The following is a 21,298-nucleotide window of genomic DNA, read 5'->3' as shown; positions in this document are numbered from 1 at the left end:
TCTTTTCAGTGACTGCCATCGCTTGATCACAATTCGGGTATTGAAGGGCCGCGCTAGCAAGGACTCAAAGGATTCTGCCAATGCTAAACAAACTGGTTGCCGGCGCATCCGCTGCCATTCTCATGGCATCACCGGCTTTCGGCGATTCTGCTAAAACGGCCGAAAAGGAACGCTTCACTCTTGGATGGCTCGAGCATGTCCGCATTGTTGGACTGGATATCGAGCTGGACGCGAAGCTCGACACGGGCGCGACCACGTCCTCGATACACGCCGTCATCCTCGAGAAACCCAAGCGCGACGAATTCGATGATGAGGAAAACGGCCGGGACATCATTTTCAAGGTCATCAACGAAGATGGCGATGAGCGCACAATCGACACCAAGATCGTCCGCTGGGCCTCAATCAAGACGAAAAAGGGCGGCCTTGTTCACCGCCCGGTTGTTGAGCTTGAATTTTGCCTCGGCGGCCGGATCATCAAGGACGAGGTTACTCTCGCAGACCGCGCACACTTCAACTATGAAACCCTCATAGGCAGAAATATGTTGAAAAGTGCAGGCATTATAGTGGACTCCAGCGACATCTATACGAAAAAGGCGCGGTGCAACGAGTGATCGCCACGCGTATTTGGGTTCGGGCGGGTTAGCGGAGACGCGCAGTGAAACGCACGCAGTTGCTTATTATCGTTTGCGTCCTGATCGCCTCCGCGCTCGGAGTCTTTTTCTACAAGGTGACGCAACTTGGATTCCCGGTTGTTCCCGACCTTGATTCGGACACCTGGACGATCGAATCGAAAGTCTCGTTTCGCGGAAATGGAGATCCGGTCACCCTGCGTCTCGCCCTGCCGGAATCGAATGGTCAGTTTTCGGTCGTTGATGAATCCTTCATCGCCTCCGGTTTCGGGATCGAGACGGTCACTGATGAATCCGGCCGGCGCGCAGTTTTCGAACGGCGAGCTCAAGATGGCAGCGCTGTCATCTTCTACCGGGCGAAACTGATCGCCATCGACAGGCGCATGGGTCAGTCCGATGCCGGCCCGGAACCCGAGGCCATTTCCGACTACCGGCGCTCCGAACGGCGCCGCGCCATCCAGGAAAATGCCACGCCACTCCTCGTCGCCATGGACTCGGTGCTTTCCGAAGCGCTTGAGAAATCCGCCGGTGAACGGAGCTTCATCTCTCAACTGGCGCGTTTGAGTGCCGATCGCAGTGATGACCGGATTACAACGATTATCGAAGGCGGGCCGCCTGGAATCAGTAATTCAGCCGACCGGCTGGTTTTCTTGCTTAACGCAGCAGGCACGCCGGCGCGACTGGTACAGGGCGTGATCCTCGATACCGATACCCGTCAAGCGCCCTTGGAAAGTTGGGTCGAATTCTGGATCGGCGGCGAGTGGGTCAGTGCAGACGCGCAGACCGCCGCTCGTCTGGATCCTGGCCGCGCTCTGCCAATTGTCTATGACGGCGCCCCCATCGTCGATGGGGACGGATTCCGCAGGCTTGGCGTTTCATGGTCGGTCGCGCGAAACTTCGAGAGCCAGCTGCTGAGGGCCATGGAACGGGGCGAGGAGTACGCGCCCTGGGTCAATGCGACGTCCCTGCTGAGCCTTCCTATCGATCTACAGCTGGTCTTCCGGGTACTACTACTGATCCCTCTTGGCGCGCTGATCATTGTCCTCCTGAAGCAGATCATCGGCATGCCGGCCTTCGGCACATTCATGCCGGTGCTAATCGCCCTCGCTTTTCGTGAGACATCGCTCTTCACGGGCATGATCCTGTTTGTGGGCATCGTGTCCGTCGGACTGCTCTTGCGGGCCTACTTCAATCAGCTTCAGCTGCTGCTCGTTCCTCGGCTGGCGGCAGTCCTGATTATCGTGACATTCCTCATGATGTTCATCGCGCTCGCCGGCGAAGCCACTGGCATCCAGACCGGTCTATCGATTTCCCTGTTCCCACTGGTCATCATCACAATGACGATTGAGCGAATGTCTCTGACCTGGGAGGAGGATGGACCGGCCGAAGCGCTCAAAAAGGCAGCCGGCTCACTTGCTGGCGCGGTGCCCGGATACTGGATCCTGACCAATGAATACATCGAGCATGTGGCAATCGTATTCCCCGAATTGCTGCTGATCGTACTGGCCATTGTGCTGCTGCTCGGCCGCTACACTGGCTACAAGCTCACAGAGTTTGTCCGCTTCAAGGTGCTCGCCAATGAAGGCAAGGCGTCGGGCGGATGAAGTTCGGCCCGTTCACCAAGCTCGCCAAAGCAGGCGTTCTCGGCATGAACAGCCGGAACCTCGACTTTATTGCTGCCTATAATCCGCGGCGTCTTTATCCTCTCGTCGATGACAAGATCATTACCAAGCAGCTCGCCATAGAAGCAGGCGTCACAGTTCCCGAACTTTACGGTGTGATCCGCTATGGCGGCGAGGTTCATCTGATCGAGGAGATCGCAAAGGTTCACAAGTCCTTTGTTGTTAAACCTTCCAGAGGCTCGGGCGGTGGCGGCATCATGGTATTTAACGGTGTCGCAAAGACTGGGCTTCGCCGGATGAATGGCCAGATCACGCCATGGCCCGATATCAAGTATCACCTGAACAACATGCTATCAGGCATGTTTTCAATGGGCGATGGCTCGGACCGGGTCATGATTGAAGAGCGGCTGGTGCCGCATTCAGCGTTCTCCAAGCTGGCTTTCGGCGGTGTCCCGGACGTTCGGGTGATCGTCTTCCGCGGCATCCCCGTAATGGCCATGCTGCGTCTTCCAACCGCTGAATCCGATGGCAAGGCGAACCTCCACCAGGGCGGTGTCGGCGCCGGGATCGACCTTATTACGGGCGTAACGACGCGCGGGGTTCAGCACAACGATGCTATCGACATGCACCCGGATTTCGAGACGCCTGTCCGGGACTTCCAGGTACCCGCCTGGCCCGAAATCATGGAGCTTGCGTCGCGCCTCGGCCACCATGTCGGATTGGGTTATGTCGGTGTCGACATCGTAATCTGCGAAAACAAGGGGCCGACCTTGCTCGAGCTGAATGCCCGTCCGGGTATTGCGATCCAGACCGCCAACCTTCGCGGCCTGCGCCCCTTGCTTCTGCCGATTCACGCACTGAAGGACATTCCTGACGACGTCGAGACGAGGATCGAAATCGCCAAGGCGAACTGGAAAGGCGAACCGCTCGACCGCTTCTTCGCGCCTGGCGAAACCGTCTGATTAAACGGTCCGCTTGGACTTGTCCTGCGCATTGGTGGCTTCAATCGCTTCTCTGGCCGCTTGCCATTCCGCATCCCCCCAGGCGGTGAGCGCGGCGAAATTGCCCCCTGACGCATTATACATGGCTCCATCGATCGCGATGGTCTGGCCATTCACATACTCCGCACCCGGCGCCATCAGGAAAACGGCAAGATTGACAAGCTCATGCATCTCGCCCACGCGGCCCATCGGGTTCGCGGCGCCGGAATCCATACGATTGGCCCCTTCTGCGTCTGGCGCGAGGCGTTTCGACATCCCTTCTGTCGGAAACGGTCCCGGTGCAATGGCATTGAAGCGCAGACCATAGCGCCCCCATTCAACGGCGAGTGATTGCGTCATCGTATTTACGGCTGCTTTCGACATGGCAGACGGGACGACGAAGGGCCCGCCATTCCAGACCCATGTTGTCAGGATGGAGCAGACAGCCCCCTTGTCACCCTTCGCGATCCAGCGCTTGCCGATATCATGGGTCATATAGAAAGATCCGCGAAAGACGATGTTGGAAATGGCATCGAAGCCCCTGATTGACAGATCCTCTGTCCTCGAAATGAAGTTGCCGGCGGCATTGTTAACCAGCCCGGTGAGCGGGCCGTGGGACGACCAGATCCTGTCATTCATGTCTGATATTGCTTCAGCCACGCGGATATCGCAGGCATGAGGCACGACCTTGCCGCCATGGCGCTCCATGAGTTCACCGGCAGTCTCTTCGCAGACGCCGCCGCGCCGACCGCAAATATGGACTTCCGCGCCCAGTTTCAGAAACCCCTCTGCCATCTCCTTGCCAAGCCCGGTTCCGCCGCCCGTAACGAGAATTCTCTGGCCATCCATAAGGCCAGCCCGAAACATCAACTTGCTGGTATCCATGACGCTTTCCTCCTGCTTTTTTTAATTACTTCTTGAGAACGGCTGTCGCCTATTTCCGGAACGGCAGACTGACAAGCCGCCACAAAACCCAAAGCGGCAGCACGATACTTGCCCCCGCCAGAAGCGGCTTCCAGAAATTCTTGGCAGCCCAGACCGCTGCTCCAAAAAGGTTTCGCAGCAGCTCGCCCAGGGCACCGACGACATTTACATCATCCGCGACAGGGTCGAATTCCAGCGCAAGCAGGAAGAACCCGACCAGAACGCACGTGACGACGAGCTTGAAGGCACCCCACAAGCTGATCCCGAAAAGGCGCTGCAGCACGGGTCGCTTGGGCGGCTTTCCAGGCCTGGAGGATGCAGCCGCGCCTCTATCGACCGTCGTGACGACAGGCTCTTCCGGCGCCGCTGCTCCTGACATATCCTAGCCTTTCCGTCCGGGTTCCAGCGGCTATTCGTTTGCCGCTTTCTGGACCAGAGTACGATGCGGAAACGGAATGGAAATACCCTGCTTGTCGAACTCCTCCTTGACGGCCTTGGTCAGGAAGAATTTGAGGTCCCAGAGATCGGAGGCCTTGCACCAGAGCCGGGCCTGGATATCGACCGAACTGTCACCGAGATTCACGACCTTCACGAACGGCTCCGGATCGCTCAGCACACGCTCATCCGCTTCGGCAAGCGATCGAATGATGGCGATCGCCTTGTCCATGTCGTCGTCATAGTCGATGCCGAATGTGATGTCGCAGCGCCGTGTTGCGAAGCCGGAGTAGTTCTTGATCGCCCCGTCGATTGCCTGAGTGTTGGGAATTATGACTTTGACATTGTCAATCGTCGCGAGATTGGTCTGGAACAGGTTGATGTCTTTCACAGTGCCCGTCGCACCATCGATTTCAACGAAATCGCCGATTTTATAGGGACGGAACAGCATGATCATGACGCCCGATGCAATGTTCCCGAGAGCCCCTTGAAGCGACAGGCCGATCGCCAGCGTCAGCGCACCGAGAACAGCGACAAAACTCGTTGCCTGGACACCGAACACCTGAAGGGTGGCGATGATGACCGCAGCGGTGACGAACCACCGCACGAGCGACGCAAAGAAGCCTGCGAGTGTCTGGTCAACTCCCGGCCGGTCCATGGTGCGTTTGCGAACAAGGTTTGCCAGCCAGCCGGCGATCCGCAAACCGATAACAAGCACGAGGATGGCGCCAAGCACTTTCATCGCGCCCGACATTATGATGGGCCAGTATTCCGCCCAGATCTGGTTCAGGTCGATATTCTGCAGGCTTTCCATGGTCGTCCAACTCCTTCTTGCGTCGGCAAACGGCTTCTTGTCCCGAAGCGGTTCTGAGCCTTAAAGGCCGAACCTGTCCGGACGCAGCCGCTTGCGTTCAATATGATGAACTCTAGTGCCATTGGTCGCGAAGACCATGGCGCCGTCTCGAAACAGCGTCGCAATCGCTGCATCGAGCACGTTGAGGCCGCCTGTGAACGCACCCAGCGACGGAAGCACCAGCGAAGCACCATCGGTTACGAAGCACTTGCGCCTCAAAGCGCGCCCCCGCCCGCCTATTCTGGCGACGGGGTGCAAGTGCCCGGCAATTTCTCCAGGTGCCCCTGTCGGCTCATGGCGGAATACGATATTTCCGCGCTCCAGCTTGTTCGCGCCGATGCCACCCAGGTGCGCTGGTGGTTCAGGGTCATGATTCCCCTCCACCCAAAACCACTCCACCCGCGACGTTAGCCGCCGAATTCGCGATACTGCTTCAGCGCCCAGCCTGAACTCTGCCTGCGGGTCATGAAAGCTGTCTCCTAACGATACTACTGTTTCGGGGTTGAAAACGTCCACGAGCGATTCAACAGCAGTCAGTGTCGCCTGCGTGTCATAGGGAGGCAGCAGCTGCCCGCGGCTCGCGAAATTGGATCCTTTTTCCAGATGCAAGTCCGACACGACAAGCATGCGCTGACCGGGCCACCAGAGCGCTCCCTGAGCGACGGGCAGGAACATCTCCCCTGCGACGCACAGAAACGTATCGGATGATCGGGCCGTAGCCTTTAGAGACATGGGATGAAACTTGCTGGGCGCCGTCTCTGGCGTCAAGCGACACTGGGTGTCAGATGTGCAGGACACGTCCATAAGCGGACAGGACGGACTCGTGCATCATTTCCGACAGGGTCGGGTGCGGGAAGACCGTCTCCATCAGTTCGGCTTCGGTCAGTTCGCCTTCGCGCGCGATGACGTAGCCCTGAATCAGCTCGGTGACCTCCGCCCCGATCATGTGGGCGCCGAGCAGTTCGCCGGTTTCCGCATCAAAGACGGTTTTCACCAGCCCCTCCGAGGCCCCAAGCGCAATCGCCTTGCCATTGCCGATGAAAGGAAACTTGCCGACCTTGACCTTGTGCCCAGCTTCCTTGGCCTTCGCTTCAGTCAGGCCGACACTGGCGATCTGAGGATGAGAATAGGTACAACCAGGCACGTTGGATGCGTCAAACGGATGGGCATGATTGGCGCCTGCAATGCCTTCCACGCAAATCACGCCTTCATGGGAAGCCTTGTGAGCAAGCCATGGAGGGCCGGTCAGGTCTCCGATAGCGTAAAGCCCTTGTACGCCCGTCCGTCCAAAACCGTCGACGACGACGTGGGTCTTTTCGATTTTCGCGCCGAGTTCTTCGAGGCCCAGATTCTCGACATTGCCGACAATACCAATGGCTAGAATAACCCGATCTGCCTCGATCGTCTCCGACTTGCCGCCGGCCGAGATTTCCGCCGTGACGCTGTTCTTGTTCTTCTTCAGGGATTTGACCTGAGCGCCAGTCATGAACTTCAGGCCCTGTTTTTCGAACTGCTTGCGCGCCATAGCCGAGATTTCTTCGTCCTCAACCGGCAGGATGCGATCCACGGCTTCGACGACGGTCACATCGCTGCCAAGCTCATTGTAGAAGCTCGCAAACTCGATCCCGATCGCGCCTGAGCCGATAACGAGGAGTTTTTTAGGCAGGGTCTCGGGCACCATCGCATCGCGATAGGTCCAGATCAGCTTGCCATCCGGCTCTAGCCCGGCCTGCGGGATGGCGCGGGCACGCGCACCGGTGGCCAGCATGACATGCTTGGCCTGGTAGTCTTTAGTCTTGCCGTCCTTGTCCTTCACCGTGACGACGGGGGCGGGCTTTCCCTTCTTCAGGCTCGCCTCACCCATGATCACTTCGATCTTGTTCTTCTTCATCAGGTGGCCGACGCCGCCCGAAAGCTGTTTGGCGACATCGCGCGACCGCTTCACAACCGCTTGAAGGTCAAAATCCGTCTTGTCGATTTTCAGACCAAAGGATTTGGCGTTCTTGGCCAGATGCAACACTTCAGCGGATCGAAGCAGTGCCTTGGTCGGGATGCAGCCCCAGTTGAGGCAAATGCCGCCGAGACTTTCTCGCTCCACGATGGCGACTTTCATACCGAGCTGTGTGGCACGGATTGCTGCCACATAGCCGCCCGGTCCCGAGCCAATAACGATCAGGTCAAAATCAGCCAATTCGGCCTCCATAAATCAAAGCAGCATGCTTTCTGGGCTCTCGACGTAGCGCTTGAAGGCCTGCAGCCAGCGTGCGCCTTCCGCGCCACCAATGACGCGGTGGTCGCATGACAGCGTCACCGTCATGACTGTTGCCGGGACGATCTCGTTCTTTTCGTTCACAACCGGGCGCTTCTCCCCTGCCCCGACCGACAGGATCATGCCTTCTGGCTGATTGATGATCGAACCGAACGACTTGATGCCAAACATGCCAAGGTTCGAGATCGAGAACGTACCACCTGAATACTCCTGCGGCTTCAGCTTGCGCTCACGGGCCCGGCTGGCAAGGTCCTTCATCTCGGCCGCGATTGTCGCGAGGCCTTTCTTTTCGGCATTGAAGATCACCGGCGTGATCAGACCGCCATCGATGGCCACCGCAACGGAGATGTGCGCCGACTTGTGGTAGGCGATCCCCTTGTCGGTGAAGCTCGCATTGCAGTCCGGCTCCGCAATCAACGCCAGAGCCGACGCCTTGATCAGCATGTCGTTGACGGAAATCTTCACGCCTTCCGGTGCAGCCTCATTGATGCCAGCACGCGCCGCCAGGAGTTTGTCGAGCTTGATGTCGACATTCAGTGGGAAGTGCGGCACCTGCATGAAGCTTTGCGTCAGGCGCTTGGCGACCGTCTTGCGCATTCCGTCCAGCGGTTTCAGCTCGTACGTGTCCGGCGCGTATACGCGATCATCCAGAACCTGCGGCAGGATGAGCCCGTCTGGAGATGCCGGCGCACCCGCAGCTGCTGGCGCAGCGGCCTGCCCGGGCTTGGCACTTTCGACGTCCTTCTTGACGATGCGGCCTTTGGGCCCCGACCCTTTGAGGTTCGAAAGATCAATCCCGCGCAGTTTGGCCAGACGGCGCGCCAATGGGCTCGCCTTGATCCTGTCGCCGCCATCGCCGACATCGGCCAGCTTCATCGGTGTGGAACCAAGTTCGCTGGACACTGACTTTTTCGCTGAATCCGATTCTGGCTTCTCGGATTTCGGGGCGGGCTTGTCTTCCTGCTCAGGCGCCTTGGTTTGGGCCGCCTCTTCCTTCTTGGAAGATTCTTCCTTTTTCAGGCTGCCTCCGGCATCCTTCGGAGCCTCAACCTCGTCCGGATCTTCACCTTCCTCAGCAAGCACCGCGATGACTGAATTGACTTTCACACCTTCAGTGCCCGCATCAACGAGGATCTTTGCAATCGTCCCCTCGTCGACCGCCTCGACTTCCATCGTTGCCTTGTCGGTTTCAATCTCGGCAATGACGTCACCAGATGAAATCGTGTCACCCGGTTTGACGAGCCATTTGGCGAGCGTACCCTCTTCCATGGTCGGGGACAGGGCTGGCATAGTGATGTTGATAGCCATTACATGCCCTCACAGACAGCCTTGGCGGCCTTGATGATATCAGCCGTACCCGGAAGGCTAAGCGCCTCAAGATTGGCCGCATACGGAAGCGGGACGTCTTTCTGGTGCACTCGCGTTGGCGGCGCGTCGAGGTAGTCAAACGCTTCATTGACGACTGTCGCGCAGATCTCGGCCCCCACACCCATGAACCGCCAACCTTCTTCGCACGTCACGATACGATTGGTCTTCTTGACGCTTTCAATCACTGTGTCTGTGTCAAGCGGACGTAGCGATCGCAGGTCGATCACTTCAGCGTCGATGCCATCCTCAGCAAGCTTTTCGGCGGCCTGCAGCGCAAAGCCGACCATTCGGGAATGCGCGACTAGCGTGACGTCCGTACCCGGCCGGCGCACTCGCGCCTTTCCAATCGGAAGCGTGTAGTCTTCCAGGTCCGGGACAGGGAAGCTTTCACCGTACAGAAGCTCATGCTCAAGGAAGACGACGGGGTTGGGATCGCGTATGGCGGCTTTCAGAAGACCCTTGGCATCGGATGCATCATATGGTGCGACAACCTTGAGGCCGGGCACATTCGCGTACCAAGCCGAGTAGTCATGACTGTGCTGGGCGCCCACCCGCGAGGCGGCACCGTTGGGGCCACGAAATACAATCGAACATCCCATCTGCCCACCGGACATGTAAAGCGTCTTGGCGGCAGAGTTGATGATCTGATCGATCGCCTGCATTGCGAAGTTGAATGTCATGAATTCGACAATCGGCTTCAGACCACCGAAAGCCGCGCCGACACCAAGACCGGCAAAGCCATGCTCCGTGATCGGCGTATCAACGACGCGCTTGGCGCCAAACTCCTGAAGGAGCTCCCGCGTCACTTTGTACGCACCCTGATATTCGGCTACCTCCTCACCCATGACGAAAACCGTTTCATCACGGCGCATTTCCTCGGCCATTGCGTCGCGCAAGGCATCGCGGACCGTGGTGTCGGTAAAACTCGTACCGTCCGGCACTTCAGGATCCTTCAGCGTGGAGGTTGATGGCGCTGGCGGCGCATCCGCCCCACTCTCGTCCTTTTCTTCCGTGGCCTGACTTTCTTCCGATCCAGGCTCGCCTGCTCCCGATGCGTCGGATGCCTCATCCGGTGCATCATCTACGTCGGACGCGTCCTCGCCCTCTTCGGCCAGGCGCGCGATCACCGAATTGACCTTCACACCTTCGGTGCCTTCAGGGACAATGATTTTTGCGAGTGTGCCCTCATCGACGGCTTCCACCTCCATCGTCGCCTTGTCGGTCTCGATTTCCGCAATCACGTCACCGGAAGAGACCTTGTCCCCCTCCTTCTTGAGCCACTTCGAAAGGGTTCCCTCTTCCATTGTCGGAGAAAGAGCCGGCATCAAAACATCAATAGACATCAGGCAGACTCCACTTCTCGCAGTACGTCGGTCCACAGTTCTTGAGGATCTGGCTCAGGACTGTCGAGTGAGAAATCGGCCGCTTCCTTCACGATCTCCTTGATCTCCTTGTCGAGATCCTTGAGCTCATTCTCGGATGCAAACTCTTCCTCGAGAATCCGTTCCTTCAGGCCGTCAATCGGATCATGGTGCGTGCGTATGTCGTCGACCTCTTCACGCTTGCGGTACTTTGCTGGGTCGGACATGGAGTGACCGCGATAGCGATAGGTCTTCATTTCGAGAATGTAGGGTCCCTTTCCGGAACGCGCGTATTTGACAGCCTTCTCGCCTGCCTCCTTGACGGCATAGACATCCATGCCGTCGACTTCCTCACCCTCGATCTCGAAGGAGATGCCGCGCTTGAACAACTCAACCTCCGCGGAGGCCCGCGCAACGCTCGTACCCATCGCATACTGATTGTTTTCTATGACGTATACGACTGGCAGATCCCAGAGAGACGCCATGTTGAAGCTCTCGTAAACCTGCCCTTGGTTGGCTGCACCGTCTCCGAAGTAAGTGAGGCAGACATTGTCTGTCCCCTTATACTTGTTCGAGAAGGCCAGCCCCGTACCGAGCGGCACTTGCGCGCCGACAATTCCGTGCCCGCCATAAAAGTTCTTCTCGCGGGAGAACATGTGCATCGAACCGCCCTTGCCTTTGGAATATCCATCAGCACGCCCCGTAAGTTCCGCCATCACACCTTTTGGATCCATGTCGCAAGCGAGCATGTGACCGTGGTCGCGATAACCGGTGATGATCTGGTCGCCATCCTTGAGGCAAGCCTGCATACCAGTCACCACGGCCTCCTGACCGATATAGAGGTGACAGAAGCCGGCAATCTTGCCCATGCCGTAAAGTTGACCCGCACGCTCCTCGAAACGTCGTATGAGGAGCATGTCCCGGTAGAACTTCAGCGCTTCGTCGCGCTTCATTTTGAACTTCGGTTTGGAGCTTTTGCTCTTGTTAGCGGGCGCTTTCGCCATGATGCCTCCCTGATTGAAGCTCCCCTTATGTATCCTCGACCGGGGGTTCGTCCAGTTTTAGCACCTATGTCAAAATGCAGTCCCCGAGGGCTCTGTCATGACGACGATTTCGTCGGGATAGACATAGCCGAGGTCGTCGCGCGCCAGCTCCTCCACGAGATCGGGATCGACAGTGCCTGGTGTGAGCCTTGCAATGTCGCCGCGAAGCTGGTCGTTCGCGGCCTGAATCTCGGCAAGTTCCTGGCGCTTGTCGGACAACCTCGACTGCATGTCGCTCCAATGGCCCAGCCCCTGCTCACCCGCAAAGGCATGGTAGGCAAAATAAGCTGTCAGCGCGCACATTGCTGCCGCGGCGTATTTCGGGGCCATGTCGGATCACCTGCTGAAACGAATCAGCAAGAGAATCCAACTAGGTTAAAAAGACCTTAACACCTAGGCGTTGATCAGGGCCCGCCCGGCATACAGCGCCGCAGCACCCAGCTCTTCCTCGATACGAATAAGCTGATTGTACTTGGCGAGACGATCCGATCTGGAGAGCGACCCGGTCTTGATCTGCCCGCAGTTCACCGCAACAGCGAGGTCTGCGATCGTAGAATCCTCGGTTTCACCCGAACGGTGTGACATCACCGCTGTATAGGCATGGCGCTGAGCCAGCTCTACTGCGTCGAGGGTTTCAGACAGCGTGCCAATCTGATTGACCTTGACGAGGATCGAATTCGCCGCGCCGCGCTCAAGGCCGAGCGCCAGACGCTCCGGATTGGTCACGAAGAGGTCGTCGCCAACCAGCTGGCATTTGTCGCCGATCGCCTCGGTCAGCGTTTTCCAGCCGTCCCAGTCGTCTTCGGCCATGCCATCCTCAATCGAAACGATTGGATAACGATTGACGAGGTCTTCGAGATATTTTGCCATGCCATCAGCATCGAGCGTCTTGTTCTCGCCGGCGAGAACATACTTTCCGTCCTTGAAGAATTCGGTGGAGGCGGCATCAAGCGCGAGGACAACTTCCTCTTCCGGCTTATAACCGGCTTTCTCGATGGCCTTCATGATGTAGCCGATGGCTTCGTCGGTTGAAGACAGGTTCGGGGCGAACCCGCCCTCATCGCCAACCGCCGTGTTGTGTCCTTCGGCATGAAGCAACTTCTTGAGTGCATGAAAAACTTCGGCGCCGACCTGGACGGCTTCCGCGATGCTGTCCGCCGCGACCGGCATGATCATGAATTCCTGGATGTCGATCGGATTGTCTGCATGAGCCCCGCCATTGATGATGTTCATCATCGGCGTCGGAAGAATGCGCGCATTGGTGCCACCGATATAGCGATAGAGCGGCAGCCCGCAGCTTTCGGCGGCGGCTTTCGCAACGGCCATGGAGACGCCAAGGATTGAGTTGGCCCCAAGACGCTTCTTGTTGTCGGTTCCGTCGAGTTCGATCATCAGGCCATCGATCAGGCGCTGCTCGGTTGCATCTATCCCGACCAGTTCGTCATTGATCTCGCCATTCACGGCGTCGACGGCCTTCGCGACCCCTTTGCCGCCATAGGCATCTTCGCCGTCGCGAAGCTCGTGAGCCTCGTAAGCGCCGGTTGAGGCGCCGGAAGGCACGGCGGCCCGGCCCGTCGCGCCATCTTCCAGCGTGACATCAACCTCAACAGTGGGGTTGCCCCGGCTGTCGAGAATCTGGCGGGCGTAAATATCGACGATCTCGCTCATGACGAATTCCTGTTTTTCTGGCGGCTCATGTGAGAACGCCCCCGGATGTCTCCGAGGGCGTCCACGTCGCTAATCTGTATCGTCGCCGGGCGCAAGGCCCCGCAGACCTTAGAAGTCTTCCTTCGGCTCCAGGATCTGGCGGCCGCGATACACACCGGTCTTCAGGTCGATGTGGTGCGGACGGCGAAGCTCACCGGATTCGGAATCTTCGATGAAGGTATTGCCTTTCAGCTTGTCATGAGCGCGGCGCATGCCACGCTTGGACGGCGTCGTTTTTCGCTTCGGGACTGCCATGGTCGTGTTCCAGTGTCTGGCGGAGCGAAGGCCCCGCGTGAATTCAAACCGCGCGTATACTGGCGCGTCTTCGCGAATGCAACCCGTCAGACGAGGCGAGACTGCACTTTCGCGGCCTCTATGAAACTCGCAAAGAGCGGGTGCGGCTCGAATGGCCGTGACTTCAGCTCAGGATGGAACTGGACACCGATGAACCAGGGGTGATCCTTGAGTTCGATGATTTCCGGAAGCAGCCCATCCGGAGACATTCCGGAAAAGACAACGCCCGCTGCTTCAATCTGCTGGATGTAGTTGCGGTTGACCTCATACCGGTGGCGGTGGCGTTCGGAGATTTCGGTCGAGCCATAAATCTCCGCAACCTTGCTACCTTTTCGGAGGATAGCCGGATATGCGCCAAGGCGCATGGTACCACCCTTGTCCGTGTTTTCGTCGCGCGTGATCTTCTGATTGCCCTTGGTCCATTCCTCGATCAGGCCGACCACCGGCACGTCCGTCGGGCCAAACTCGGTCGTCGACGCGCCTTTCATTCCGGCCAAGTGACGGGCAGCCTCGACGACCGACAGCTGCATGCCATAGCAGATACCAAAACAGGGAATCCCACGTTCGCGTGCGAATCGGGCCGCACGCATCTTGCCGTGAGCGCCGCGTTCGCCAAACCCGCCGGGCAACAAAACACCGTGCACACCCTCAAGGATATCCAACGGGTGATGCTCGTCATCAAACTGCTCGGAGTCGATCATGCGGACCTTCACCCGCACCTTGTTAGCCAGCCCGCCATGCACGAGCGCCTCTGACACGGATTTGTAGGCATCCGGCACGTCTGTGTACTTGCCCACCAGCCCAATGCACACTTCGCCATCAGGATTGTGAATCGTCTGCGCGATTTCATTCCAGCGGCTGAGGTCGGGCTTCGGTGCATCGTCCATTCGGAAGTGCCAGAGAACCTCAGTATCGAGACCTTCTGCATGGTAAGCCGCCGGCACGTCATAGATATGACCGACGTCACGCGCCTCAATGACGCTCGATGGACGCACATTACAGAAACTGGCTATCTTGCCCTTTTCGGTCTCTGGAATCGGCCGGTCGCAACGACAGAGCAGGATTTGCGGCTGAATGCCGATCGAGCGCAGCTCCTTCACGGAGTGCTGGGTCGGCTTCGTCTTCATTTCGCCTGCCGCCGGAATATACGGCAACAGGGTCAGATGGATAAAACAGGCGCGCTCCGGGCCGAGCTCCTGCCCTAGCTGGCGGATCGCCTCGAAGAATGGCAGCCCTTCTATGTCGCCTACAGTGCCGCCGATCTCGCACAATACGAAGTCGACGCCTTCCCCCGGGTCGGTGAGGATGAATTCCTTGATGGCATCGGTGACGTGCGGAATGACCTGGATCGTCGCACCCAGAAAGTCGCCGCGCCGCTCCTTCTCAATGATGGACTGATAGATCCGCCCTGTCGTGATGTTGTCGGACTGGCGCGCCGAAACGCCGGTAAAGCGTTCATAGTGGCCTAGATCGAGGTCGGTCTCGGCGCCATCGTCGGTCACGAAGACCTCGCCGTGCTGGCGCGGGGACATCGTACCGGGATCGACGTTCAGATAAGGGTCGAGCTTGCGCAGCCGAACCTTGTAACCGCGTGCCTGCAGCAGCGCGCCCATGGCCGCCGATGCTATGCCCTTGCCAAGCGAGGAAACCACGCCGCCCGTAATGAAAATATAGCGGATCATGGGATATCAGTTTGCCCGATTCTGTGACCACGCCCCAAGTCCGGAACGCAGAGAAATTGGCTTAAGGCTGCGGATCTTCCACAGTTTCTTCGTCGTTCTGGCCCTCAGGCACGATATCAGCGGCCAGAGGATCTCCTACCGGCGCCGTTTCGGGCTGGGAATCGGCTGCGGGCTCACTGTTTCCGCCGACGGCAGGATCATCAGCCAGCAGCGGCGCATCGATATCGTTCAGCACGTCCAGCGGATTGCCTGCAGCCCCGCCTGTATCGCCTTCAAGCTCGCGCTCGATCGCCGTGCGTCCATCGGACGCTTCGCGGCTGGACATGGTTGTCAGCACCAGGCTGGTCACGAAAAATATGCCGCCGAAGATAATTGTCGTGCGAACCAGCGCACCTGCAGCTCCGCGTCCGGACATCAAGCCTCCGCCGCCGCCTCCGCCGCCGCCAACGCCAAGCGCGCCCCCTTCGGAACGCTGCAACAGGACGACACCGACAAGAACGATGCTAACAAGAATATGGACGACGAGAATGACAGTCATGGAAGTCTCTTAATGGCCCGCACCGCGCCGGATAGGACGTTACGACGGCTGCGCCAAGACCCGTTACTCACAAATTGCTGATACCAGCGTCGTAGATGGCCAGGAAATCGGCTGCTTTCAAGCTAGCCCCTCCAATCAGACCACCATTGACGTTTTGAAGTGACAGGAGGCCGGCCGCATTGTCGGGCTTCATTGAGCCTCCATAAAGGATGCGCACGCTGGCGCCAGCGTCGGCGAAGCGCTGGTTCAGCTTGTCGCGAATGGCATTATGAACTTCATCGACTTGCTCGGTCGTCGCGACCTTGCCCGTACCGATTGCCCAGACCGGCTCATAGGCAACAACGAATGAACCGTCACAAACAGCGTCGGGAATCGATTCTGCAAGCTGGTCCGAAATAATTTCGAGGGTCCGGCCTGCTTCCCGCTCTTCAAGCGTTTCGCCGACGCAGATGATCGGTGTGATACCGGCTCGCTTGGCCGCCGCGGCCTTGTTTGCGACAATTTCGCTCGATTCGAAATGATCGGCGCGGCGCTCGGAGTGACCGACAATCACATACCGTCCTCCCGCATCTGCGATCATCTCAGCCGACAAATCACCTGTATGAGCACCGGCTTCTTTTGCGTGACAGTCTTGTGCCCCGATCGCCAGCGCTGACGCTTGCGCGACCTTGGCCGCGCGCTCAAGCAGGGTCGCAGGCGGGCAGATGAGACAGTCGGCGCCATCCGCTCTTGCGGACAAGCCGGTGACAACCTCCTGCACCACCGGCAACATCGCCGAAGTGCCGTTCATTTTCCAATTACCCGCAATCAGTGGCCTGATCATGCCGCGTTCCCCATCTTGCAACTCCAAGCGCGCTCGCCTAGCAAGCAGTTCGGCCGGTTACAAGACAATCCGCAAGGCAAAGTAAATGCTTACACTGATCCGCAAAATGCTCCGCACGAGGCTCGCAGGCCTCCTGTTCCTGCTGATCATCATTGCCATGGGCGCCTGGGGCGTGACGGATGTGTTCTCCGGTGGCATCGGGAACAATCTGGCGTCGGCTGGCAATACCAAGTTCTCCGAAGCCGAACTCGACCAGGAAGTCGAACGTGAACTGCGCACGGCGACCGATGACCGCGGGCGCGCCCTGAGCAAGGCCCAGGCCGTTGAGCAAGGCATGGTCGATCAGATCTACCAGCGTGAACTGTTCCGCACGTCGCTGCTGGCCTACGCTGACAAGCTGGGCGCAACAGCTACCGACGAAACGATTCTCGACGTCATCCGCAACGACACGACCTTTCAGAACGATACCGGCACGTTCGATCCGGACCTCTACCGGTCGCTTTTGCGAGCCAACGGTTTTACTGTTCCGATGTTTGAACGGTTCCTTCGCCGGGAATTGACCATCAATCTGCTTACGCAATCAGCGCAGTCCGGCCTGCAGGCGCCTGCTTCTTTGAACGCGCTCCAGGCCGCTTTTGCCGGCGAACTGCGCCAGGCATCCTGGTTTATCCTGTCACGTGACGCCCTCCCCGCGCCCGAACCTATCAGCGACGAGGATGTCGCGACCTTCTATCAGGAGCAGCAGCAGGCACTTACCAATCCGCCACGGCGCGCTGTCAGCCTGATCCATCTTACCGTCGATGATTTCCTCAATCAGGCTGAGTACACCGAAGACGATCTGCGCGCCTATTACGAAGCGGTGAAGGCGCAGGACTATACTGGTCCAGACACAAGGACCTGGACCGAGTTCGTGTTCGCAACAGAAGCTGAAGCGCGTGATGCGCTGGGTCGTATCGCGGGCGGAGCCGATCCAGAGTCCCTCACCGGTCTCGCCAACTCTGCCGAACGCACCGGCCGGCAGAACAGCATGTCGAGCGAGGCACTCGCAGAGCGCGTGTTCGGACCGACGGCCCAGCCTGGCGGTATTTATGGTCCCGTCGCGACCGGGAACTTTTTCACCGTTGCACGGCTTGAGGCCATCGAGCCCGGTGAGGCCGTGCCATTCGAAATGGTCCGCGACGAGATCATCAGCGCGATTTCGGAAGAACAGGCGATCGGCCTCTACTACGACTCGATCAGCCAGCTTGATGGACTGATCGGGACCGGGGCTGATCTCGAACAGATCGCCGCGCAGATGGGCACACCGGTGTTGAGCTTTGCACCCGTAGACCGCAGCGGCGTAACAGAAACAGGGTTTGCGCCATCCGTCCTGCGCCAGAATCCCGACATCCTGTCGCGCACCTTCGAGCTGACCGAAGGTGGACGCACGCCGCGTTTCGGCCAAGACCAGTCCGCCTACATGTTGCGCGTTGACCGCATCGTTGAGGCCTACACGCCGCCGCTGGAAGACCTTCGGGACGACCTGGTGAAGGTACTTGAGCGCCAGAGGCAGGCTGAAGCGCTTGGCAACGCCGCGCAAGATATTCAGGCGCGAATAGAAACTGGCGAACTGACGCTTGAACAGGCTGCGGCCGAATATGGCACCACCGTAAACTCGACGACGCAGGCGGTTACACGCCGAGCTTCCAGCGGCGCATCGATCCCCCAGTCATTCGTGCCCGGCGTCTTCTCGCTGCGCCAGGAAGGCGATGTTCAGGCCTTGCCGACCGAAAGACAGGACGAGGTCGCCATTCTCAGGCTCGACTCGATCGACCGGCCTTCAGCCGGGGAGTTGCAGGCTCTTGCACCAACGGCGGCCCCGCAAGTCCGTCAGCAACTCGCCAATGATCTGCTTGAGGCCTACGTTGCGGCTATTGAATCGGACGTAAATCTCGAGGTCAATCCGCAAGCGTTCCAAGCCTACAAGGCCCGCGTAAACCCCGACACATGACCCAGGACCGCCTCATCGTTCGCCGGCGGATCGGTGACATCGAGACTCCGGTTTCGGCAATGCTGAAGCTTGGCCCCGAAACGCCTGGCTCCTTCCTGTTCGAATCAATTCATGGCGGCGAACGGCTTGGACGCTACTCTTTTGTGGGCGTCGAGCCGCTCAAATGGTTTCGCGTGAAAGGCGGCAAGGCGGAACAGGCGCTCTCTGCCGATTTTGCAGATGCCGAACCAGTGGAAGGCGACCCAATTTCGGCCCTCAGGCAGTTTGTTTCCGAGGCACGCGCCACGACCGACGTCGAAGGCCTGCCTCCCATGGCATCCGGCGCTTTCGGCTATATTGGCTACGACATGATCCAGTATGTTGAGCCTGTTGAAATCAATGCGCCTGATGACCTGCAAGTGCCTGAGGCCCTGCTACTGATTCCTGGCGTCGTCATCATTTTTGATCATTTGTATCAGGAACTTGTCCTTGTCGGGCGCTCGGACGGCGACAACACAGCTGACGCAGAGGTTCGTCTCGACCGGGTCGAGCAGGAACTGGAAAAGCTTGCACCTGCAACTCCGCGCGACCGCCAGGCCGACCAGCTCGATTTCTTATCCAATACGAGCAAGGAACGCTATTTCGAGATGGTTGAAAGCGCCGTCGAATACGCCCGCGCCGGCGACACATTCCAGATCGTTCCTAGCCAGCGCTTTTCGGCTCCCTACAAACGCCAGTCGATCAGCTTCTACCGCGCGCTACGGCGGCTGAACCCCTCGGCCTTCATGTTCCATATGAATCTCGGATCGGTCCGCCTTGTCGGTTCCAGCCCTGAAATCCTGGTCAGGTTGCGGGACGGCCGGGTTGCCATTCGCCCGATTGCGGGCACCAGGCCCCGTTCGGGGGACCCGGTCGAGGATGCCCGGCGAGCAGAAGACCTTCTCGCCGATGCGAAGGAATGCGCCGAACACCTCATGCTGCTCGACTTAGGGCGCAATGATGTGGGCCGGGTTGCCGCATTTGGCAGCGTCGAGGTCAGCGAACAGTTTGTCGTCGAGCGCTATAGCCACGTCATGCACATTGTCAGTCACGTAGAGGGCAATCTGCGCGAAGGGCTCGACGCGGTTGATGCGCTTCTTGCGGGCCTGCCAGCAGGAACCGTGTCCGGCGCCCCCAAGATCCGAGCGATGCAGATCATAGACGAGCTGGAGACGTCTCGACGGGGTATTTACGGCGGCGCCGTTGGTTATTTTGGCTGGAACGGCGACATGGATACCTGCATTGCCTTGCGCACGGCCGTGCTGAAGGACGGTCAGGTCCACATACAGGCTGGCGGAGGCGTCGTACTCGATAGCGTGCCGCAATATGAATACGATGAAACTGTCCATAAGGCTGGCGCCCTAAGGCGTGCGGCGGAAATGGCCGGCCTTTATGAGTTCGACCAATGATCCTCGTCGTCGACAATTATGACAGCTTCACCTGGAACCTGGTACACTATATCGAACAGGCCGGAGGCCGAACGCACGTCATTCGCAACGACGCGGCCACCGTCGAGGAGGCGCTCGCGCTGAAACCGGATGGTGTCGTCCTTTCCCCGGGCCCGTGCACGCCTCGGGAAGCTGGTATCTGCGTCGATCTGATCAAGGCGGCGCCTGACGATCTTCCCATACTCGGCGTCTGCCTCGGGCACCAGTCGATCGGCGACGCAATGGGCGAGCCGGTGGTACACGCGAAAGCGATCCTTCACGGAAAGATTTCACGTATCCGGAATACGCAGGCCGGGCTCTTCGAGGGGCTGCCGGAACGGTTCGACGTCGTCCGTTATCATTCTCTCGCCATTCCGCCATCGCGGCTGCCCGACACTCTGATTGCGGACGCCTGGACCGAGGACGGAGAGATCATGGCCGTCCACCACAAAAGCCGACCCGTATTTGGCGTGCAATTTCATCCGGAATCCATCAAGACGGAATATGGACACGAACTGATCGAGAACTTTATTCGTCTGACATGACCGATGCCGAGATCACCGAAAAGGCCGAGGCCCTGCTGGCCGAGATGCGCCCCTTCGCGCCAAGTGCGGCCCCCGGTCAGAATTTCCTGCCGCCCGAAACCCGCCGCACCATCCCCGGTGAATTCGCCGATATACCGGTCTGGCGTGCCGGAGACGGGCCGGACACAACCCTGTTCATCCATGGCTGGGATGACAGCCACCGGGTCTGGCGGCAATTCGCGATGCGCTTCCTGCAAACCGGGCGTCCGATCCTTCTGATGGACCTGCCGGGTCACGGCGCTGCCTCGAAAGCCGAACACTGCTCATGGCCTTATGCTGGCGCAGCCGTGCGCGAAGTGATTGAAGCGGAAGGCCCGGTCGAGACGATCATCGCTCATTCCTTCGGCTGCAAAGCCGCTGCGCGCGCCGTAGAGACCGGTGCAGAGGTCGATACCCTCATCCTTATCGCTCCGCCTTTAGATAACCGGGAGCGTGGCTGGGCGAGCCGGCAGCGCAAGCAAGGCGTCGACGATGCCATCATCGAAAAGGCACAGGCGCTCTACAAGACGCAGACCGGTGTCGAGATGGAAGGCCAGGATTTTCGCGGCGCGCTGGCCCGGTTTCGCGGACGCATCCTGCTTGTCGGCTCCGAGGCTGACGAAGGCTGTCCGCTGCAGGACATCCGCGCCCTTGCAGAGTCACTCCCGAATGCAGATCTCGTCGAGGATTACGAACTCGGACACCGCGAGCTTGCCCTCGACCCCGGAATCCTTTCCAGCATCACCCACTTCCTTGGCCATTGACGCAACCC

Annotated in this window: 21 protein-coding genes; 7 read left to right on the top strand and 14 right to left on the bottom strand. The window is 58.9% G+C overall.

Going from position 1 to position 21,298, the window contains the following annotated elements; all coding sequences use genetic code 11:
* The first annotated feature begins 80 nt into the window (after positions 1–80).
* Genes D1223_RS11965 through D1223_RS11955 form a run of 3 tightly spaced genes read left to right on the top strand, consistent with a single transcriptional unit; the run spans position 81 to position 3,213 of the window.
* Positions 81–611, top strand: coding sequence for an ATP-dependent zinc protease family protein (locus tag D1223_RS11965; RefSeq protein ID WP_119376659.1), 531 nt, complete (start codon positions 81–83; stop codon positions 609–611).
* Positions 612–655: 44 nt separating this feature from the next.
* Positions 656–2,233, top strand: a complete 1,578-nt coding sequence (locus D1223_RS11960; RefSeq protein WP_119376658.1) for a UUP1 family membrane protein — start codon at positions 656–658, stop codon at positions 2,231–2,233.
* Positions 2,230–3,213 carry an alpha-L-glutamate ligase-like protein gene (locus tag D1223_RS11955; RefSeq protein WP_119376657.1) on the top strand — a complete coding sequence of 328 codons (984 nt, stop codon included), beginning with the start codon at positions 2,230–2,232 and terminating at the stop codon, positions 3,211–3,213. The genes D1223_RS11960 and D1223_RS11955 overlap by 4 nt, the downstream gene beginning before the upstream one ends.
* On the opposite strand, the gene D1223_RS11950 is transcribed toward D1223_RS11955, so the two are convergent.
* The 14 genes from D1223_RS11950 to tpiA all read right to left on the bottom strand — a co-directional run bounded on the left by D1223_RS11950 (position 3,214) and on the right by tpiA (position 16,528).
* The gene (locus tag D1223_RS11950; protein ID WP_119376656.1) at positions 3,214–4,116 is read right to left on the bottom strand and encodes an SDR family oxidoreductase; all 903 of its coding nucleotides are present in this window, start codon (positions 4,114–4,116) and stop codon (positions 3,214–3,216) included.
* A 49-nt stretch (positions 4,117–4,165) separates the two neighbouring features.
* Positions 4,166–4,534: a hypothetical protein gene (locus D1223_RS11945; protein WP_119376655.1), complete on the bottom strand. Its 369-nt coding sequence runs from the start codon at positions 4,532–4,534 to the stop codon at positions 4,166–4,168.
* Positions 4,535–4,564: 30 nt separating this feature from the next.
* Positions 4,565–5,404, bottom strand: a complete 840-nt coding sequence (locus D1223_RS11940; protein ID WP_199288214.1) for a mechanosensitive ion channel family protein — start codon at positions 5,402–5,404, stop codon at positions 4,565–4,567.
* Positions 5,405–5,464: 60 nt separating this feature from the next.
* Positions 5,465–6,118: a ligase-associated DNA damage response endonuclease PdeM gene (pdeM, locus tag D1223_RS11935; protein WP_233353138.1), complete on the bottom strand. Its 654-nt coding sequence runs from the start codon at positions 6,116–6,118 to the stop codon at positions 5,465–5,467.
* Positions 6,119–6,224: 106 nt separating this feature from the next.
* The gene (gene lpdA / locus D1223_RS11930) at positions 6,225–7,646 is read right to left on the bottom strand and encodes a dihydrolipoyl dehydrogenase (RefSeq protein WP_119376653.1); all 1,422 of its coding nucleotides are present in this window, start codon (positions 7,644–7,646) and stop codon (positions 6,225–6,227) included.
* 3 nt (positions 7,647–7,649) lie between these two features.
* Entirely contained in the window at positions 7,650–9,020 is a 1,371-nt protein-coding gene (locus tag D1223_RS11925; protein ID WP_119376652.1) for a pyruvate dehydrogenase complex dihydrolipoamide acetyltransferase, read from the bottom strand.
* Complete coding sequence (locus D1223_RS11920) at positions 9,020–10,423, bottom strand: pyruvate dehydrogenase complex E1 component subunit beta (protein WP_119376651.1); 1,404 nt, start codon at positions 10,421–10,423, stop codon at positions 9,020–9,022. Before D1223_RS11920 ends, D1223_RS11925 begins: the two co-directional genes overlap by 1 nt.
* Positions 10,423–11,445: a pyruvate dehydrogenase (acetyl-transferring) E1 component subunit alpha gene (gene pdhA / locus D1223_RS11915; RefSeq protein ID WP_119376650.1), complete on the bottom strand. Its 1,023-nt coding sequence runs from the start codon at positions 11,443–11,445 to the stop codon at positions 10,423–10,425. Before pdhA ends, D1223_RS11920 begins: the two co-directional genes overlap by 1 nt.
* A gap of 69 nt (positions 11,446–11,514) precedes the next feature.
* Positions 11,515–11,814, bottom strand: a complete 300-nt coding sequence (locus D1223_RS11910) for an FtsB family cell division protein (RefSeq protein ID WP_119376649.1) — start codon at positions 11,812–11,814, stop codon at positions 11,515–11,517.
* Between the two features lie 63 nt (positions 11,815–11,877).
* The gene (gene eno / locus D1223_RS11905) at positions 11,878–13,152 is read right to left on the bottom strand and encodes a phosphopyruvate hydratase (protein ID WP_119376648.1); all 1,275 of its coding nucleotides are present in this window, start codon (positions 13,150–13,152) and stop codon (positions 11,878–11,880) included.
* 108 nt (positions 13,153–13,260) lie between these two features.
* Positions 13,261–13,446, bottom strand: coding sequence for a 50S ribosomal protein L32 (gene rpmF / locus D1223_RS11900; RefSeq protein WP_119376647.1), 186 nt, complete (start codon positions 13,444–13,446; stop codon positions 13,261–13,263).
* A gap of 86 nt (positions 13,447–13,532) precedes the next feature.
* Entirely contained in the window at positions 13,533–15,167 is a 1,635-nt protein-coding gene (locus tag D1223_RS11895; RefSeq protein ID WP_119376646.1) for a CTP synthase, read from the bottom strand.
* A 61-nt stretch (positions 15,168–15,228) separates the two neighbouring features.
* The gene (gene secG / locus D1223_RS11890) at positions 15,229–15,705 is read right to left on the bottom strand and encodes a preprotein translocase subunit SecG (RefSeq protein WP_119376645.1); all 477 of its coding nucleotides are present in this window, start codon (positions 15,703–15,705) and stop codon (positions 15,229–15,231) included.
* Positions 15,706–15,772: 67 nt separating this feature from the next.
* Positions 15,773–16,528 (bottom strand): triose-phosphate isomerase, encoded by a 756-nt coding sequence (tpiA, locus tag D1223_RS11885; protein ID WP_119376644.1) that lies wholly within the window; start codon positions 16,526–16,528, stop codon positions 15,773–15,775.
* 85 nt (positions 16,529–16,613) lie between these two features.
* On the opposite strand from tpiA, the gene D1223_RS11880 reads away from it, so the two are divergent.
* Genes D1223_RS11880 through D1223_RS11865 form a run of 4 tightly spaced genes read left to right on the top strand, consistent with a single transcriptional unit; the run spans position 16,614 to position 21,290 of the window.
* The gene (locus D1223_RS11880) at positions 16,614–18,518 is read left to right on the top strand and encodes a SurA N-terminal domain-containing protein (RefSeq protein ID WP_119376643.1); all 1,905 of its coding nucleotides are present in this window, start codon (positions 16,614–16,616) and stop codon (positions 18,516–18,518) included.
* Positions 18,515–19,945: an anthranilate synthase component I gene (trpE, locus tag D1223_RS11875; protein WP_119376642.1), complete on the top strand. Its 1,431-nt coding sequence runs from the start codon at positions 18,515–18,517 to the stop codon at positions 19,943–19,945. The genes D1223_RS11880 and trpE overlap by 4 nt, the downstream gene beginning before the upstream one ends.
* Positions 19,942–20,508: an anthranilate synthase component II gene (locus tag D1223_RS11870; protein WP_119376641.1), complete on the top strand. Its 567-nt coding sequence runs from the start codon at positions 19,942–19,944 to the stop codon at positions 20,506–20,508. The genes trpE and D1223_RS11870 overlap by 4 nt, the downstream gene beginning before the upstream one ends.
* Entirely contained in the window at positions 20,505–21,290 is a 786-nt protein-coding gene (locus D1223_RS11865) for an alpha/beta fold hydrolase (protein ID WP_119376640.1), read from the top strand. The genes D1223_RS11870 and D1223_RS11865 overlap by 4 nt, the downstream gene beginning before the upstream one ends.
* The last annotated feature ends 8 nt before the right edge of the window (positions 21,291–21,298 follow it).

Origin of the sequence: Henriciella mobilis, assembly GCF_003576285.1 — a bacterium.
GTDB lineage: Bacteria > Pseudomonadota > Alphaproteobacteria > Caulobacterales > Hyphomonadaceae > Henriciella > Henriciella mobilis.
Note: the sequence above shows the minus strand (reverse complement) of the source record. Positions and strands in the feature narration are given on the sequence as shown.

Coding starts and splice junctions, on each gene's coding strand:
- D1223_RS11920 (WP_119376651.1), bottom strand. CDS start 10,423: ATGTCTATTGATGTTTTGATGCCGGCTCTTTCTCCGACAATGGAAGAG.
- D1223_RS11870 (WP_119376641.1), top strand. CDS start 19,942: ATGATCCTCGTCGTCGACAATTATGACAGCTTCACCTGGAACCTGGTA.
- D1223_RS11950 (WP_119376656.1), bottom strand. CDS start 4,116: ATGGATACCAGCAAGTTGATGTTTCGGGCTGGCCTTATGGATGGCCAG.
- D1223_RS11965 (WP_119376659.1), top strand. CDS start 81: ATGCTAAACAAACTGGTTGCCGGCGCATCCGCTGCCATTCTCATGGCA.
- D1223_RS11865 (WP_119376640.1), top strand. CDS start 20,505: ATGACCGATGCCGAGATCACCGAAAAGGCCGAGGCCCTGCTGGCCGAG.
- D1223_RS11925 (WP_119376652.1), bottom strand. CDS start 9,020: ATGGCTATCAACATCACTATGCCAGCCCTGTCCCCGACCATGGAAGAG.
- D1223_RS11910 (WP_119376649.1), bottom strand. CDS start 11,814: ATGGCCCCGAAATACGCCGCGGCAGCAATGTGCGCGCTGACAGCTTAT.
- pdhA (WP_119376650.1), bottom strand. CDS start 11,445: ATGGCGAAAGCGCCCGCTAACAAGAGCAAAAGCTCCAAACCGAAGTTC.
- D1223_RS11945 (WP_119376655.1), bottom strand. CDS start 4,534: ATGTCAGGAGCAGCGGCGCCGGAAGAGCCTGTCGTCACGACGGTCGAT.
- D1223_RS11955 (WP_119376657.1), top strand. CDS start 2,230: ATGAAGTTCGGCCCGTTCACCAAGCTCGCCAAAGCAGGCGTTCTCGGC.
- D1223_RS11880 (WP_119376643.1), top strand. CDS start 16,614: ATGCTTACACTGATCCGCAAAATGCTCCGCACGAGGCTCGCAGGCCTC.
- tpiA (WP_119376644.1), bottom strand. CDS start 16,528: ATGATCAGGCCACTGATTGCGGGTAATTGGAAAATGAACGGCACTTCG.
- secG (WP_119376645.1), bottom strand. CDS start 15,705: ATGACTGTCATTCTCGTCGTCCATATTCTTGTTAGCATCGTTCTTGTC.
- eno (WP_119376648.1), bottom strand. CDS start 13,152: ATGAGCGAGATCGTCGATATTTACGCCCGCCAGATTCTCGACAGCCGG.
- lpdA (WP_119376653.1), bottom strand. CDS start 7,646: ATGGAGGCCGAATTGGCTGATTTTGACCTGATCGTTATTGGCTCGGGA.
- D1223_RS11895 (WP_119376646.1), bottom strand. CDS start 15,167: ATGATCCGCTATATTTTCATTACGGGCGGCGTGGTTTCCTCGCTTGGC.
- pdeM (WP_233353138.1), bottom strand. CDS start 6,118: ATGTTCCTGCCCGTCGCTCAGGGAGCGCTCTGGTGGCCCGGTCAGCGC.
- trpE (WP_119376642.1), top strand. CDS start 18,515: ATGACCCAGGACCGCCTCATCGTTCGCCGGCGGATCGGTGACATCGAG.
- rpmF (WP_119376647.1), bottom strand. CDS start 13,446: ATGGCAGTCCCGAAGCGAAAAACGACGCCGTCCAAGCGTGGCATGCGC.
- D1223_RS11940 (WP_199288214.1), bottom strand. CDS start 5,404: ATGGAAAGCCTGCAGAATATCGACCTGAACCAGATCTGGGCGGAATAC.